General features: G+C 32.4%; 13 protein-coding genes and 1 pseudogene. 3 read left to right on the top strand and 11 right to left on the bottom strand.

Annotation, left to right across the window (positions count from 1 at the left end; all coding sequences use genetic code 11):
* Positions 1-9 precede the first annotated feature (9 nt).
* From JNUCC76_RS04940 to JNUCC76_RS04930, 3 genes and pseudogenes are all read right to left on the bottom strand, one after another.
* A pseudogene (locus JNUCC76_RS04940) lies at positions 10-1,158 on the bottom strand (IS30 family transposase).
* Between the two features lie 137 nt (positions 1,159-1,295).
* The gene (locus JNUCC76_RS04935; RefSeq protein WP_454156306.1) at positions 1,296-1,673 is read right to left on the bottom strand and encodes a hypothetical protein; all 378 of its coding nucleotides are present in this window, start codon (positions 1,671-1,673) and stop codon (positions 1,296-1,298) included.
* Between the two features lie 202 nt (positions 1,674-1,875).
* Positions 1,876-2,343 carry a MarR family winged helix-turn-helix transcriptional regulator gene (locus tag JNUCC76_RS04930; protein WP_454156304.1) on the bottom strand — a complete coding sequence of 156 codons (468 nt, stop codon included), beginning with the start codon at positions 2,341-2,343 and terminating at the stop codon, positions 1,876-1,878.
* Positions 2,344-3,079: 736 nt separating this feature from the next.
* Between JNUCC76_RS04930 and cls the strand changes: the two genes are divergently transcribed.
* Positions 3,080-4,591, top strand: a complete 1,512-nt coding sequence (cls, locus tag JNUCC76_RS04925) for a cardiolipin synthase (RefSeq protein WP_454156302.1) — start codon at positions 3,080-3,082, stop codon at positions 4,589-4,591.
* Between the two features lie 675 nt (positions 4,592-5,266).
* On the opposite strand, the gene JNUCC76_RS04920 is transcribed toward cls, so the two are convergent.
* Both JNUCC76_RS04920 and JNUCC76_RS04915 read right to left on the bottom strand, forming a co-directional pair.
* On the bottom strand, positions 5,267-6,055 hold the full coding sequence (locus JNUCC76_RS04920) for a CPBP family intramembrane glutamic endopeptidase (RefSeq protein ID WP_454156300.1): 789 nt from the start codon (positions 6,053-6,055) through the stop codon (positions 5,267-5,269).
* Between the two features lie 270 nt (positions 6,056-6,325).
* The gene (locus JNUCC76_RS04915; RefSeq protein WP_454156298.1) at positions 6,326-8,146 is read right to left on the bottom strand and encodes a hypothetical protein; all 1,821 of its coding nucleotides are present in this window, start codon (positions 8,144-8,146) and stop codon (positions 6,326-6,328) included.
* 119 nt (positions 8,147-8,265) lie between these two features.
* Here JNUCC76_RS04915 and JNUCC76_RS04910 point away from each other — a divergent pair, with 119 nt between their 5' ends.
* Positions 8,266-8,844, top strand: a complete 579-nt coding sequence (locus JNUCC76_RS04910) for a TetR/AcrR family transcriptional regulator (protein WP_454156297.1) — start codon at positions 8,266-8,268, stop codon at positions 8,842-8,844.
* A 553-nt stretch (positions 8,845-9,397) separates the two neighbouring features.
* On the opposite strand, the gene JNUCC76_RS04905 is transcribed toward JNUCC76_RS04910, so the two are convergent.
* Together JNUCC76_RS04905 and JNUCC76_RS04900 are read right to left on the bottom strand one after the other, a co-directional pair.
* Positions 9,398-10,600 carry an iron-containing alcohol dehydrogenase gene (locus JNUCC76_RS04905; RefSeq protein ID WP_454156295.1) on the bottom strand — a complete coding sequence of 401 codons (1,203 nt, stop codon included), beginning with the start codon at positions 10,598-10,600 and terminating at the stop codon, positions 9,398-9,400.
* A 16-nt stretch (positions 10,601-10,616) separates the two neighbouring features.
* On the bottom strand, positions 10,617-10,946 hold the full coding sequence (locus tag JNUCC76_RS04900) for an ArsR/SmtB family transcription factor (protein WP_454156293.1): 330 nt from the start codon (positions 10,944-10,946) through the stop codon (positions 10,617-10,619).
* A gap of 244 nt (positions 10,947-11,190) precedes the next feature.
* On the opposite strand from JNUCC76_RS04900, the gene JNUCC76_RS04895 reads away from it, so the two are divergent.
* Complete coding sequence (locus tag JNUCC76_RS04895; RefSeq protein ID WP_454156292.1) at positions 11,191-12,081, top strand: serine hydrolase; 891 nt, start codon at positions 11,191-11,193, stop codon at positions 12,079-12,081.
* Positions 12,082-12,207: 126 nt separating this feature from the next.
* Here JNUCC76_RS04895 and JNUCC76_RS04890 read toward each other — a convergent pair whose 3' ends face one another.
* From JNUCC76_RS04890 to JNUCC76_RS04875, 4 genes are all read right to left on the bottom strand, one after another.
* The gene (locus tag JNUCC76_RS04890; RefSeq protein WP_454156290.1) at positions 12,208-12,513 is read right to left on the bottom strand and encodes a MarR family winged helix-turn-helix transcriptional regulator; all 306 of its coding nucleotides are present in this window, start codon (positions 12,511-12,513) and stop codon (positions 12,208-12,210) included.
* A 391-nt stretch (positions 12,514-12,904) separates the two neighbouring features.
* The gene (locus tag JNUCC76_RS04885) at positions 12,905-13,672 is read right to left on the bottom strand and encodes a hypothetical protein (protein ID WP_454156288.1); all 768 of its coding nucleotides are present in this window, start codon (positions 13,670-13,672) and stop codon (positions 12,905-12,907) included.
* Positions 13,665-14,573 (bottom strand): ABC transporter ATP-binding protein, encoded by a 909-nt coding sequence (locus JNUCC76_RS04880; protein ID WP_454156286.1) that lies wholly within the window; start codon positions 14,571-14,573, stop codon positions 13,665-13,667. Before JNUCC76_RS04880 ends, JNUCC76_RS04885 begins: the two co-directional genes overlap by 8 nt.
* A gap of 18 nt (positions 14,574-14,591) precedes the next feature.
* The gene (locus JNUCC76_RS04875) at positions 14,592-14,864 is read right to left on the bottom strand and encodes a hypothetical protein (RefSeq protein WP_454156284.1); all 273 of its coding nucleotides are present in this window, start codon (positions 14,862-14,864) and stop codon (positions 14,592-14,594) included.
* Between the last annotated feature and the right edge of the window lie 133 nt (positions 14,865-14,997).

Below are 14,997 nucleotides of genomic sequence, written 5' to 3'. Positions count from 1 at the left end.
TTATTTTGCTTATTTTAATTTTCTTTTTTCATCCGCACGACGATACCTTTGCATCGTCTTATATTCTTTATCAAACAACTCAATTGGACTCTTACCATCTAAAGCAATTCGCATTGGCATAGCGTTCATCTTATCCGAAACTTCATCTAATTGTTTTTGTCTTACTGGCTTAAAACTTGTGCCTTTGGGGAACCAATCACGCAATTTACCGTTACGATTTTCGTTAGATCCACGCTGATGTGGTGATGAAGGTGTACAATAATAAAGCTTTATTTTAAGTTCTTTTTGAACATATTAAAGAAAGTCCCAAGAGATGAATTTAGAACCGTTGTCAGCGGTAATCGTTCTTACCGCTTTACCATAGCGTTCATAAAATAATTTAAACGCTTCAATCATATCTTTCGATTGTTTACTTTTAACTTTGATTAAAGCGTAAAATCTGGTTTTTCGTTCAACAACTGTCATAATAGCGGAATGGTCTTGGTATTGTCCATTGTTTTGTTTCATTGGTAACACCAAATCAATTTCCCAATGCCCAAATTGTTTACGCTTAGCCACCACTGGTGAACGATCATAGATTGAATGACGTACTAGCTCACCACTTTTTTGTAAGTTTTCTCGTAAGCTAGCAATTTCTGGTTGTCGTGCCCGTTGGTTTTTGGCTAACTCACGTTGTTTAGGGGAGCCATCTTGGCGATGATATTTGTGGGTACGAATATCGATTAGACCTCTTTTTGACCAGTCTCGAATCGTTGAAGACGAAACGTCCACATCTTGCACATTTCCCGCAATTTGTTCCGGTGCCCAATGTTCCACATTAATCCAATGCTCAATTAGTTCTTTTAGTTCTGGTGTTAGTAATAGCCCTTGTCCCATACGGAAACGTTTTTTAGTAGCGATATATTGACCACGTTGCGCCGAATACTTAATTCGTGCATGAATGCTCATTCTTAATAAAGTGTGACGGTCTAGATTAGAGAAGTCTAGCATATTGCTACGGTCTAATTCACGGCTAATCACTGACGGGTCATAACCTAATTGACGACCAATATCAGTTTGTGAGATTTGTTCATTATTCCACAAATGTTCGATTAAGTAGCGTTGATTTTCGTTTAATCGTGGTTGCCGTTTCCTTTTCTTTGGTTGTTCTGCTGTCATTTAATTTTTCTTTCTCCGTTGCTCAACAATATACAATTTCTGACTAACAAACATATATAACATCAAGATGATAAACGTTTTAAAAATTTACAGCCCAATATTACTTATCGTGAGGCTTCATAAAGTTGTTTTTTCGCTTACTTTAGCTTGGCTTCAATCAGATTTATACCACTTTCACTATTAACATCATGACCATTTAATAAGTCGGTTAAGTCACGGTATTCAAAGGTTAAAGCAATACTGGTTTCGATTAGAGTTTGTACTTGTTTATCTAACTCTTTATCGAAAATCAGGACATCACCAAAGGTTTGTGACTGGACTGATTGAATGTAACGATGTAACTTCATTGACATCTGGAGTGTGTTTTGGAAGTTTGGTGCCCCAGGTTTAAACTCAAAATTTTGGCGATCAGATGCTAAAACAGCTAATAACGATTGATAAGTACTTCTGAATCCTTGAAGTTGATCGACGTAGTTTTCTAGTTGGTCTGGTTTTAACCATATTTTTTGTGTCATTGTTTATCCTTTCAAAATTTAAATATAAATAAAAAAGCCAGCACAATTTGATTTGTGCCAACTTACTACTTTATACATCATAATTTATTAATAGTTAAAGCAACCTAGAAAATTCTCTTGATTGCTACAAATTAATATTAAAAAAACACTAGTCATATTAAACTGTGTTTTTTATTCTTGATTAATAAATAATACTTTATTACTATTCTGTGGTTGAATTAGTGGTTATTAATAGTTGTAACATATTATTAAATTGACTCTTCTCTTTTTTTAGAACAGAAAAGAAATTTTGATCTACTTCTTCAACAATTGGTAACGTTTCATTAATAATATTCAGACCACCTTGAGTAAGCTTTATAACTTTTGATCTGGTGTCTTTTTTTGAGGCTTCACGTGTAACGAACCCAAATTTTTCTAAATTTTTTATAATTACTGAAGTCGTCATAACATCAATATCAGAATGTTTTGCAATATTCACTTGATTAACTTCATCATTGTGTTGTGTTAAGTAAGCTAGTGTTGACAAAACAATAAATTGCGGGTGAGTTAAATTGTATTTACGTAATTCATTTTTTATACGTGTGTGCCATAAATTATAAACCTTTACAAATGAGAGCCCTACGGAATTAACCGCGTTATCTTTAAACTCAGAATTAAATTTTTGAGTCATTGGTAGCAGCCTCAATAAGTGCAAAAATACTTGTTGGAACATCTGCAAATATTTTTGAAACGAATTGTAAATCATTAATTTCGGGTTTTCTATTTGAAGGTATGAATCCAACAGAGTGGTTACTTAGTTGCTAATTCTTTGTTAAAAAAACATCGCCATAAGTATGCGCCTGTGCTTGTCTAATTTTATCTTGTAATTGCATTGATACACTCAAAGTCGATTCGAAGTTTGGCTTACTATCTTTAAATTGAAAGCCTTGTCTATCGCTTTTTAACATTTGGCTTAGTTGACTGTATAAGTTTCCAAACCGCCATTCTAACTGTTTGATATACAGATCTAATTGTTTTGGCTTCAGTACAGGAAATAAATTATAACAATCATTGGGGAAACATTTTGAGTGGGCTAGCTATTTTACTTTCAAACCTGATGAACCAAGACCTATTTAAACTAGTTACAATTAGCGGCTTAATACTTTTCGTGATAACAGGCCTTTTTAATGGTCTAAAGAGTAATTTATTTCATATCAAGCATCATGTTATAAGTTTTTTATCACACTGTTTTTTATTGTTTCAATAATCTATAGTTAATACTTAAATTTATCTTTGTAAGTTGTGACATATCATGAGATCTTCATTATTTAGTTATTGAACAGTTATACGAAGCTAAACTATTCATCTAACATGCTATAATAAATGAATTGTAATTAAAATTAAAATTGGAGATTAGTTACTCGCTTATGCAAAAAAAAAATATATCACATAGGTTTATTTTTTCTGTCATCAAACTCATTTTTGAAACTTTTATGATTTTACTTATTGTCATTTTGCTAACAAAATACGTACCATACTTTAGTGTTGCAATTATAATATCGGAGCTTATAGTTGTTGCAATAATTATAAGCTCCGATCAAAATCCTGAATTTAAAATTCCTTGGCTACTGTTAGTCATTTTAGTACCAATTTCAGGAATGATGATTTACTTTATATTTGGTAAACGAAAACTTTCAAAAAAATACACAAAACGAATGGATGAGGCTAATGAACAGTTACTGCAACATTCTGAAGGTAAAACCTTAAGGCGACCCTCTGAATTTAAAATACAGTCACTGTGTAATTTAATTCAAAAATCCTCAGGAAATCAATTATACCAAAATACCAAACTAACATATTTTCCCCTTGGAGAAAATATGTGGTCACAGTTACTAATTGATTTAGAAACAGCCGAAAAGTTTATTTTTGTTGATTATTTTATTATCGAAACTGGTTTATTTTGGGATAGTATTTTAGATATTTTAGCTAAAAAAGCGTCAAAAGGGATTGAAGTTAGAGTAATGTATGATGACATTGGTAGTTTTAAGACATTACCCAATAATTTCACTGTACTGATGAACAAACATGGAATTGAGGTAACCCCCTTCGCACGTTTCACCGGTGATGCAAATAGTGACGTTAATAATCGATCTCATCGTAAAATGTTAATTATTGATGGTCAAATTAGTTACACAGGTGGCATTAATATATCTGATGAATATGTTAATCTCATTGATCGTTTTGGTCATTGGAAAGACACTGCTATTCGTATAAACGGACTAGCAACTAATGAATTTACTAAAATGTTTTTTGTTGATTGGTACACTAACAATATGGCAAGCACGCTTAATATTGAACAGTATCTATTAGCAAAGCCAGTAGAATCAGAAAGCTTTGTTCTACCTTTTGGCGATGGACCGAGCCCCATCTACAATTATCGTGTATCTAAGCTTGCATTAATCCAATTACTTTCAACCTCGAAAACTCGTGTTTTAATAACCAGTCCGTATCTAATCATAGATGATGAATTAGCCAATGCTTTTCAGTCAGCGGCGTTACGAGGAATCGATGTAAACATCATCACCCCAGGTATCCCAGATAAAAAGATAATTTACGCGATGACGCGGGCAAATTACAAGCGACTGATGAGTTCTGGTGTCAAAATTTATGAATACACCCCTGGATTCATTCATTCAAAATATTACATTTCAGATGACAATGTTGCTATTATTGGTACTGTTAATCTGGATTATCGCAGTCTTGTACACCACTTTGAAAATGGTGTGGTTTTAACAGATAAATCAGTATTAAGTGATATGATTAATGACTTTGAAGAAACTCGCTTAGTTTCAAGTCTCGTTACAGAAAATAAACTTCAACAAAGTATAACTCATCAAGTAGTTAATCTAGTTTTACGAGCATTTAGTCCGTTACTTTAAAAAAAGCTATAAGTTATATTTTAAAGAATATAACTTATAGCTTTTTTTAATAATTTGTAACTATCAATAACTTCTTCTGTATTGCGATTTATTATTTTGTCGAAAGAAGAACCCGCAAAAGTAGACCTATTTTTTCCTTACGCGTCACGTATACTTTTTTTGATATGTTAGAAAATTTTTGCTTCTTTTATCAGTTATTTTGTCTACGGTGTAATTAGTTTCAGAGTACTTAGCCAAGGTAACTTTGGATAAGTATTGTAACAATGATTAAGTTTGCGTATTAGATTGACTTATCAAAAAAATATTTTTATCTATTCCATATTTTAATGAAAGTTGGTTTGGAATTATTCTGTTTTTGGTATATCATCAGTTTGGGAATCAGAAACTGGTAATAATGTTCCAGACTTTGTGGCAACTCTTACGTCATCAAGACGATTACTTCAATTCAGTACCAAAAGGTTTAGCAAAATCAAAGCCGGCCTGTGGCGTGATGTTTTCAGTATTTAGGGTGTCATTGATATTGAGTACAGCGACCTAAATGCACCATTTGTTCCAACTTTGTTGCGACCTATGTAGGTCAATCTTCCTAAACATTATTGTTTTCTCTTTTTTATTAATATTTTTTGATAATCTTACTTTTTAAAATTAGTTTGGTTTTGTGTAATAAAAAGAGTCTTATTTTTTTGAAGGTAAATATGTCAAATTCATCTCTGCTTTTTTAGGTCTGAGACACCATAATGAATAAAGACCTGGAATAAGAGCATAAAAGATTAACATTGATGCCCAGCCATTATCTTGAGATAAATCAGATGTAGGTGTCCAAAAAGAAAAATTATTTAAAAAATGAATTAGGATGCTATAAATTATACTTCCTGTACGCATATATAGCACAATCGAAGTCATTCCTAAGAAAAATGTAAAAACTACCTGTTGATGAGTAGCCATCAGTGTAGGTGAATTTGGCATTAGTAAGTTAAAATAATGCGTCGTAGCAAAAACAAAAGAAGTTACGAGTGCAATAAACATTGGTTTCCATTTACTATTTTCAATAGATACTGCTAGCCCAATGCTACCAAATCCTCGATCTCGAACTTCTTCAAAGATAGCAGCTCCTAAAGCACTAGCAATAGTGGCCATAATTATATAAAAAGAATACTCGGTTATGGTTGGTAGAATGGCGAAAGCATCAATACCATATAAAAACAGTGGTACTATAAGTATTGGCCATTGTCTTTTTAAGGATGTAACGTTGGGATTAAACGATATTTTCTGCTTAAAAATTTTTTTTGTGTAACTGAGTATGACTAATGTAATAGCAACAACAATAGCGAAATAAATAAATTCGTAATAAGGTTTAGATTGTAAACCATCAAATGAGTACAAGAGTGCAAGTGTACTTATTTTATAAACTAAATATGCTAACCACATACCACCTACCGTTGAAGCAAATTTTTTCCAATCCATTATTGTCTCCTTATATTTATCAAATCATTTCAATTTACCAAATTTTTTCTTTACTTAATAGAATACTTGGCTAGCTTTCTTTTTTTACTACTAACTGCACCTAAAAAAATACCAATATGTATCTTCTTTTAGATATTTGTAAGTAATAAGCCAATTTTTTTAATAATTTATGGTCTATTAATTTAGAAAAGTCAAACGCATATTCATAATGAGTTTGTCTAAGTAATTATTGCTCATGTTTTTACAGTGAAAATAATTAAACAATTACATTTATTTCCCAACAAAGTAAGAATAATTTTCCCCTTTACCTATTGATTTTGAAGGAAGTTGATCGAGCATCATAGTCGCTTTAATCAGGGATGATACTTGCTGATGCATTAAGTTAACATTAAACTTGTCCATTTCCAAATTTTGACTACTAGTAGTAAGATAATCCGGCATAGGAATCAAGCCAATAACCGGAATTTTTGCGTTAAATAGCGGTTGACTCTCACCAAATTCAAACCTGTTGTGACCTCGTAATGTAATGGTTCTAGTCATGGCTCTGCCTTTAATTGCTTTCAACCAAACATCATTCATTACAGCATTACCTGTATAAGTATATTCAGTTTGAATTTTTCCAGTAGGTTCAAATTGACCTTTTTTATTATCTTTCCATTCCATACTTCCCAAATGCTCAGCTGTTACTGCGGCCACCGCTTTCATATGATTTCCTTTGCCATCCCAAACTTGTGGATTATCTGCCATCCACGTTGAAGTCGCTTGTGAAGTGCCTTTAAACACAGGCAATCTAAAATGACCAGTAACAAATGCAAATACTAATGTTTTATTAGGTTTTTGGTGGCGTAAATACTTGATCATTGACAACATTCCAATTGCCCCATTCTCTTCTATTGCATTTACACCATCTGTATGAGAATTAACAATGATAGACTCTTTACTATTTTTTCCAGGTATCGTCACATAAAAAGACTTAGTACTAACTTTTTTCCGCGTCGCCAAAAGCGTAAGCTTCCCATGCTGATGTTTTTTGGCAGCACGAATGAGATTCTTACCCTCGTTTTCATTTAACCAAACTGCTGGAACACCTGCAAATTCTGTCGTGAACGGTTGATATTGACCAGATACTTTTTGACCCGACGCACCTTCCCAAATATAAATGACCCCCTTTACATTTGCAGCTTTTGCTTTTTTTAAGTTTGATGCTTTCAATGCAGCAGCTAAAGTAATATCACCATCACTGGATGAAGCACTCGTTCCTTGTGGAAAAACACTTTGTTGATTCATGATAAGTTGTTTAGGCAAAACTGGCTGAATATTTATCTTAACAACTGCAATTTTACCAGACGCCTTCTCAAAATCATTATTCTTAATATAAACCAATTCTTTGTCTAAACCTTGCTTAGATGTTACTCCTGAATAAGGATAAACGGATGAGATTGGAATTGACTGATGATTGACTACCAATGAACTGGATTTTGCTGTCCAATTTAAAAATTGGTATTTATTTTCATGAACTGTCAGACCGGCATCTTTTAACTGTGATTCTAGCCACTCAATAAAATTCGATTGACCAACTGAGCCCGTCAATCTACTGCCAAAGCTATTCATTATTGCCATGTTGGCCATCTGAGATTGGGAAGTTTCTAAGTTTGTTTTATTCAGTTTAACAGTTGGTATTTTAGGGAGTTCCCTTTGATATTTTAATGTCGGATTACTTACGATATCAACTGCAAATGCTGTGACACCTAAACTAAATAGCACAACAAACAAACCTTTCAACAACAAAGTTAAACCGATGTTATTGAGCTTTGTTTTTAGTATAAAATACAAACTCGCAATCAATTGGACAGCAAGTTGTAACCAGAGCAGTGGCAGCCAATCAAATACCATATAGCCGAAATCAAACAAAATTGCACTCATCAATAACAGATATATATAACGGTTTTGGGCACGTTTCCCAAAACGCATCATCAAAATAAATATAATTACGACTATCGCTGTAATGACCGCTAACAAACGAAAATATCCAGAAAACAAAAGGTTGATTAAAGATAAACATACTAATAGCAGACTCATCATTAAATTCATAATACCATCTCTCCATTTTACAAAAATTATAACTACAATACTGAAATACTATTGTAGCAAGAGATATAATAAGAATAAATCAATTAACCATCAACTTGTACAAATAAGGAGATTTTGTAATGTCTGATTTAATGAAAGAAATTCACATCGAAATGAAAAATAAATCTAATTCCGAAGTTAATCGACTAACTAGGGAAGCTATAACTACGGCACTAGTTAAATTACTGAGGCACCAAACACTTGATCGAATATCTATTAGTGACATTGTCAACTTAGCTGGTGTATCACGAACAGCCTACTATAATAATTATCATTCAAAAACCGACATTCTCAACGACTTGATTAATAATTTTATTAATGATATCAACGATTCTCTTCAACCATACGCTGGTAAAACCTCTGGTAAGTTAAATCAACCTCGTGAATTTATTGACACGCTATTCAATTCCGTTTATCAGCACAAAAGTGTTTATGAAACTTTGATTAAGGCTAATCTCAGTCAACAATTACTAAAACAACTCAATTCATTAATGATTAAATATAAGCCAGCGAAAAACATTGAAGAAAAATATCAAGTTTATTTTCAAACTGGTGCCTTGTTCAACGTGTTCACTCTTTGGATCGAAAATGGTGCAAAAGAATCCTGTGACGCAATGACCCAAATGTTTACCCAACATTATGACAGCTTGAAATATTAGAATACGAACATAAAAATTAATTGTTATAGAAATTTTTTCTATATTCCAAAATGTTTTTTTCAATATACTTCTTTTAAACCATGATAATAGTTTCAGTAATTGTTGGAGTAATTTAAGGCTTTGAACATAAAAGTTGTAAATTTGATCTAAACTATAGTAAAATCCTCTTTCTTGTACATATTCGTATGAATCCATGGGTGTATTGTTAAATTTTGTAGTCATGTTGTTCCTCTGATATAAAAATATACGTAATTATATTATTGACATTCATACCATAAAGGTTAATTTATAGGAATTTCATGGCACTACACTATTTGTAACTTGCAGAAAAATAGTATTACCCTCTGATGCAATTGTTTGAAATAACCACTTTTTAACTTCTCTTTATAAATGAAATGATTTTTACTCCCGATTAGGAAACGATAACTCATAGATTTTGACATTAAATCATGAACCGTGATGGTTAATGATTTGAAAAAAAGCACATCCCCAAATCTTTGAGATTGTGCTTATCGTATTTTAGTTAGCCAATAAACTTTCACTTTCTTTATTTTTAACCTTTTATTTTATCTAACAATTTTTCAAATCTGGCTTGATCCCAAATATCAGGTACAGGATAGGCAGGATTAGCCTCTTTTTCTGCGCCATGAGCTAGTTGTTGAACAAATGACGTATCAATTTCCGGTAATTCATTTGGCATATCCATCGATTGGCGTAGCAATTCAATTTGTTCTATAAACTTAGTAGCGAGTTCGTGCTGATTGTTTCCTTGTATTCCTATTACTTGAGCAAGAGAGGCTAGTTTCCCTTCAATTTTTGGCTGATATTCTCTTAAAACTTGGGGTAAAAGAACTGCATTAATACGGCCATGTGGTAAATGATATAGTCCCCCAATACCGTGCGATATGGCATGCACGTAACCTGTATTACCATAGCTTAAAGAAATTCCAGCCTCAAAAGAAGCAATTAACATATTTTCTCTTGCTTTTAAGTCATTACCTTGGTGGTATGTTGTTGATAAATTATTGAAAATTAAAGTAATCGCTTTTTTAGCACTGATTTTAGCAGTTCTAGGAGAAAAAACATTTATATATCCTTCAATGGCATGTGTTAAGGCATCCATACCAGAATTGGCCGTAGTATCTTTTGGTAGTCCTAACAATAATTTAGGATCTAAAATAACATATTTTGGAACAATAGCAAAATCAGTAATTGGATACTTTCTTTGTGTCTGTTCATCAGTAATCACTGCAGCTGGTGAAATTTCAGACCCCGATCCAGCTGTTGTGGGAACTGCAAATAACAGTGGTATTTTTTTTCTGATTTTCATCGTACCTGTCATTTGATGGACTGTCTGCTTTGGTTTTGCAACTAAAGCCCCTGCTATTTTAGCTGTGTCCATCACTGAGCCACCACCAATTGCGATAATGGCTTGGTTATGATTTTGTCTATAAATTTCGGCTGCTTTTTCAACCGTTTGAATATCTGGATCAGGCAATACCTCAGAAAAAACGCTTATTTTAATATCATTAACAGTTAATTTATCAAAGAAAGATTCTAACGAGCCTCTGTTAATGAATCCAGCTGTGGTAACCACCAAAACTGAGGTAATTCGTTTTTCTAGTAAAATATTACTTATTTCTAACAAGCTTTCGGACCCGTTAACAACATCAGGCTTAAGAAAAATTTGTCCTCTTTGGAAAAAGCTGAACATCATCTGCTCTGATCGCGTGAATAATTTAGTTATCTCATTCATACTAAAAACCTTTCTTTTATATAAGCTCACAAGTATTTTCTAACATAGTAATGAGTTCTTTTAATTCATTTACAGCCTTTTTAAGTGTAAGGAAGTAAAAATGCTTTGTTCCCTCTTTTCGAACTGAAACAATCCCACTATGACTCAATAATTTTAAATGATGTGATATTGTTGGACGTGATAGATTCATTCTTTTTGTAATATCATCTACAGAAACACCTTCTGAGCCCTTATCAGCTAAAATCATGATAATCTGTTGTCGGTTTTCATCGTTTAGTGTCATGAATGTTGGTAATGATTGTTTAAATAGTTCTAGATTTCTTTTATTGTTCTCTGCTGTCGTCATATTAATCCTCATCATTGGTTTATATGTTTCAACTTATGAACTAATGATAGCATCTTTTTTGATACTATGAAAGAATCTATTATGAGTAACCATTTATTTGCGGAATGGTCTTGTCATTTTTTTGATCAGTATTACTTAATTTAGTCACTGAAAACAGTCGCTTTTTAATTTTTTATTCTGCTATACATTTTATTTATAAATCAAATCGCACTTTCATTTAATATAAATCTGTATAATCTTTTTTATGAGACACTTCAAAAGAAAAAACAGTAATTTAACAAAACTAATTGTGTTTATTTTAATTTTCACACTTGTTACAAGTGCTTTTTTGTTTTATAAAAAATCTATCAAAGAAAACTTAAATTCATCAACTTCCGCAGTGGTATCTCTTTCTCAAAAAATAACCCATCAACCTGATTCTGCGCTCAAAAAGCAATGGAAAACAACATTAGCAAAACAAAATGCTAACGTTAATATTGCCGTTTATAACCACAAAACTAAACAAACAACCATCTATAATAGTGATACCAGTGCTACCTATCAAACAGCAAGTATTGTTAAAGTTAGCGTCTTGACGAATCTTTTGCAACAACATGAAGAAAATAATACAGCATTGTCTACTACAGAAGAAACGCTGGCCCAAGAAATGATTGAAGAATCTGATAATAATGCGACGACAACGTTATTAAGTACCTACGAAGGCAGTTATAGCGCCCCAGATGCGTTATTTAACGATTTAAATATGTCTCAAAGCAAAATGAATGCTGATGCTTGGGGTTTGACTACAACAACTGCTCATGATCAAGTTAAACTTTTGAATGCCTTAGCATATGGTAAAAATTCAACAATTGACAGTACTGACCGAAATTATGTGTTGAATTTAATGGCAAATATTGATTCTGATCAAGACTGGGGTATAAGTACTGGTGTTGATTCAAATGCTACAATTGAGTTAAAAAATGGTTGGCTAGAGTATGGCAGTGGCTGGATTGTTAATTCAATTGGTCATGTTAAAACCAGCGACAATAACTATACAATTGCTGTGTTAACTAATGGCAACCCGACCGAACAAGATGGTATCGATTTAATTGAAAAATTGGCAACTCTAACAGCACAGCACCTCGACTCAGATTGATATTCTTATTTTGACAATCCATACAAAAGGCCGTCATTAAACTAACAACCATTGATCCAATCAATACCCATCCAAACACCAATTTTTGCCCCTGGAACTAATCTAACAATTAAAAAGACACTAATGCTATTGCGATGATAGCCAATGCATCTTTAGTTGATACTCTGTTTTGGCAATTTCATTTATTTTAAGCCCCGCCTCTGTGAGATGTATCTCATTAACTCGCCTGTCATTAACATTCGCAATTCTAATAACAAGTCCCTTTTCCACCATTCTGTCGATCATAGCTGCTACAGATGAGACTATTATATTAAGTTCTTGCTCAATGTCTTTCTGTGTCACGTAACTTTTATTATCACCAATAAAATCAATTGCTGATAGCTGTGAACCAGCTACACCATGAGATCTGGCTAGTATATTAAGATCTCTCACAAGATTTCTTTGACCAATTTTGAATAATTTACCTATTGAATCGATAATATATTTTCACCAAACATAATCTTAGCTGGCTAACTAATATTATAGAACGAATTTTCATCTCGAATCATATTTAAAAACAACTTTTTGGTATATTTTATATTCATTTAATTTTATATTGTTACTGTATATACATACCTTAATAGAGGTATACCTACTATTTATATAAGAATTATTCTCTTTTTCTCTATAAATACTCTCTCCCCAAGAAACAGCCACCTCCCATGGCTGTTTTTTAATTTATAATTTTGTCTGAACTGATTAAGAAAGCTGAAAAAGAAACAAGGCAATAGATGAATATCTATTGCCTTGTTCTTTTGATAATTTTTAATTAGTAAAAGAAAAACTAAATAATATCTTTTTTAGGGAAAGATTTAATTGCTATTAACATAGGAACAGCAATCCAAATCATTCCAACTAATAATACATGTACAAACCCAATAAAACTAAACTGCATTGTAATTGAAGAACTAGTTCCAGACAATGTTAACATATAAATGTAATTTATAAAGTTTAAATGGAGTGTTTGAGCTAATTCTGGAAGCATCATAGAAATGCCACCAGTTGCTAAAATAAATCCAATAATAATTCCCCAAGCAGCTTTACGTGTTTGCAAAGTTAATAACAGAATGACACCGCAAAAGGCAATAGAAACAAACCACTTTTCTAGAAGGAAGAACATGAAACCTATTATTCCAGAAGAAAAAGTAATCCCGTTACCCAATAATAACAACGCAATCAAACTTTCAACTGTATAGAAAACCAACATAAGTCCACTCAGAATGCTAAATGAAGTTAGTTTCCCTAAGTAGTAGTCCTTAATATTGCCATGAACTGTGAAAATATTTTTTATGAAGCCGCTAGAAAAATCCCCACTGATAAATAATGCAAGCATTATGCCTAATAAAATATTTATAACACCGGCTCCAGTGGTCGAAGTCATAAACGCATCCTTTTGAGCAGTTTCACTGACCACTCCCATTAATGTATCTAATGTAGTATTATTGTTACTCATGACCATTGCAACTGCCATTATCGTAATAAAACCAAGAGAAACATATAAAATAGTGGAATGAATCAATCGATAGCGATCCATTTTAAAGATTCTAATCATTCTTTGCGCCTCCAACTAATTTTATAAAGTAGTCTTCCAAGTCTTCATGATAGACAAAAACTTCTTCAACTTTAAAATCATTTTTTGAAAGTATATAGTTCACAGTTGCAGTATCCTCGGTATCATAAATTTTAAATTCATGGTCAGATACAAGCTCATATTTTGTGATATTTAATTCTTGCTTTAATAAATTAAGTGCATTATCTGCATTTGACACTTTAACAGATAAATAACTTTTACGTTTAGCCAGCAGCTCTTCTGCAGTTAATTCTTCCAATAACTGACCATCGTTTATAAAACCATAATGAGTTGCAACTTTTGAAAGTTCACCTAAAATATGCGAACTAATAAAAATTGTGACTCCTTGCTCATGTAATTCTTCTAGCACATTTCGAAAGGAAACAATTCCTTCAGGATCTAAACCATTTATCGGTTCATCAAGGATTAATAATTCTGGATCTCCCAACAACGCAATAGCTAACCCTAAGCGCTGTTTCATTCCTAAGGACAGATGCTTAGCTTTTTTATTTTGTACTTCTTCTAAATTAACCATTTTCAATGCTGATAAAGATGATTCTGTTGGATTATCTAAACCTAAGTTAAAAGCTTGCATCAACACATTCGAAAAAGCAGACATCTTTGGATACATCCCCACTTGTTCAATAAGAGCCCCTACCTTGTGTCGCACTTCATCATCAGTAACTGGATGTCCCAATATTTCAATCGCTCCTGATGTAGGTTGTATTAAGCCACAAATCATTTTTTGAGTTGTAGATTTTCCTGCACCATTTTTACCAATAAATCCGTAAATGGAACCTTTAGGAACAGTAATGTTTAAATTATTCACAACATCTTGACTATTGTATTTTTTTGAAATATTTTTAGTGATGATAGCGTTCATTATTTTCTCCTAATTTGATTACAAATGTAACCATTTTTTTCCTGCATATAATACAATAAACACAAGTACAATACTGCCTACGAAGCTAGGTACGATACTAATATTCAAAAATGTCGGACCATAATTTAATAATTGATCTGCAGCCTGGGCGCCTATTCCACCAAAAGCAACTCCCAAAACATAAATTCCGATACGTTTAACACTCGAAGATGGTTTTGTTAACAGATTTGTTAAAAATGCTAATAGCCCACCAGCTATAATTCCAATAACAACATTTATAAAAATTGTCATTCTAGTTTCCTCCTAAAATTGTCTTTTTTGTTTGTCAATAACAATATTATTGCAGAGATTTGTTGCTATATCGCTAACAAAATGTTTAAGTATTGTTAATGATATTTTATTTTATGCTTTTTAATAAAATACT

The organism is Leuconostoc sp. JNUCC 76 (assembly GCF_053667755.1).
Note: the sequence above shows the minus strand (reverse complement) of the source record. Positions and strands in the feature narration are given on the sequence as shown.

Bases quoted from the DNA above. Each gene is read 5' to 3' on its own strand.
- JNUCC76_RS04935 (WP_454156306.1), bottom strand. From the start codon at position 1,673: ATGACACAAAAAATATGGTTAAAACCAGACCAACTAGAAAACTACGTC.
- JNUCC76_RS04930 (WP_454156304.1), bottom strand. From the start codon at position 2,343: ATGACTCAAAAATTTAATTCTGAGTTTAAAGATAACGCGGTTAATTCC.
- cls (WP_454156302.1), top strand. From the start codon at position 3,080: ATGCAAAAAAAAAATATATCACATAGGTTTATTTTTTCTGTCATCAAA.
- JNUCC76_RS04920 (WP_454156300.1), bottom strand. From the start codon at position 6,055: ATGGATTGGAAAAAATTTGCTTCAACGGTAGGTGGTATGTGGTTAGCA.
- JNUCC76_RS04915 (WP_454156298.1), bottom strand. From the start codon at position 8,146: ATGAATTTAATGATGAGTCTGCTATTAGTATGTTTATCTTTAATCAAC.
- JNUCC76_RS04910 (WP_454156297.1), top strand. From the start codon at position 8,266: ATGTCTGATTTAATGAAAGAAATTCACATCGAAATGAAAAATAAATCT.
- JNUCC76_RS04905 (WP_454156295.1), bottom strand. From the start codon at position 10,600: ATGAATGAGATAACTAAATTATTCACGCGATCAGAGCAGATGATGTTC.
- JNUCC76_RS04900 (WP_454156293.1), bottom strand. From the start codon at position 10,946: ATGACGACAGCAGAGAACAATAAAAGAAATCTAGAACTATTTAAACAA.
- JNUCC76_RS04895 (WP_454156292.1), top strand. From the start codon at position 11,191: ATGAGACACTTCAAAAGAAAAAACAGTAATTTAACAAAACTAATTGTG.
- JNUCC76_RS04885 (WP_454156288.1), bottom strand. From the start codon at position 13,672: ATGATTAGAATCTTTAAAATGGATCGCTATCGATTGATTCATTCCACT.
- JNUCC76_RS04880 (WP_454156286.1), bottom strand. From the start codon at position 14,573: ATGAACGCTATCATCACTAAAAATATTTCAAAAAAATACAATAGTCAA.
- JNUCC76_RS04875 (WP_454156284.1), bottom strand. From the start codon at position 14,864: ATGACAATTTTTATAAATGTTGTTATTGGAATTATAGCTGGTGGGCTA.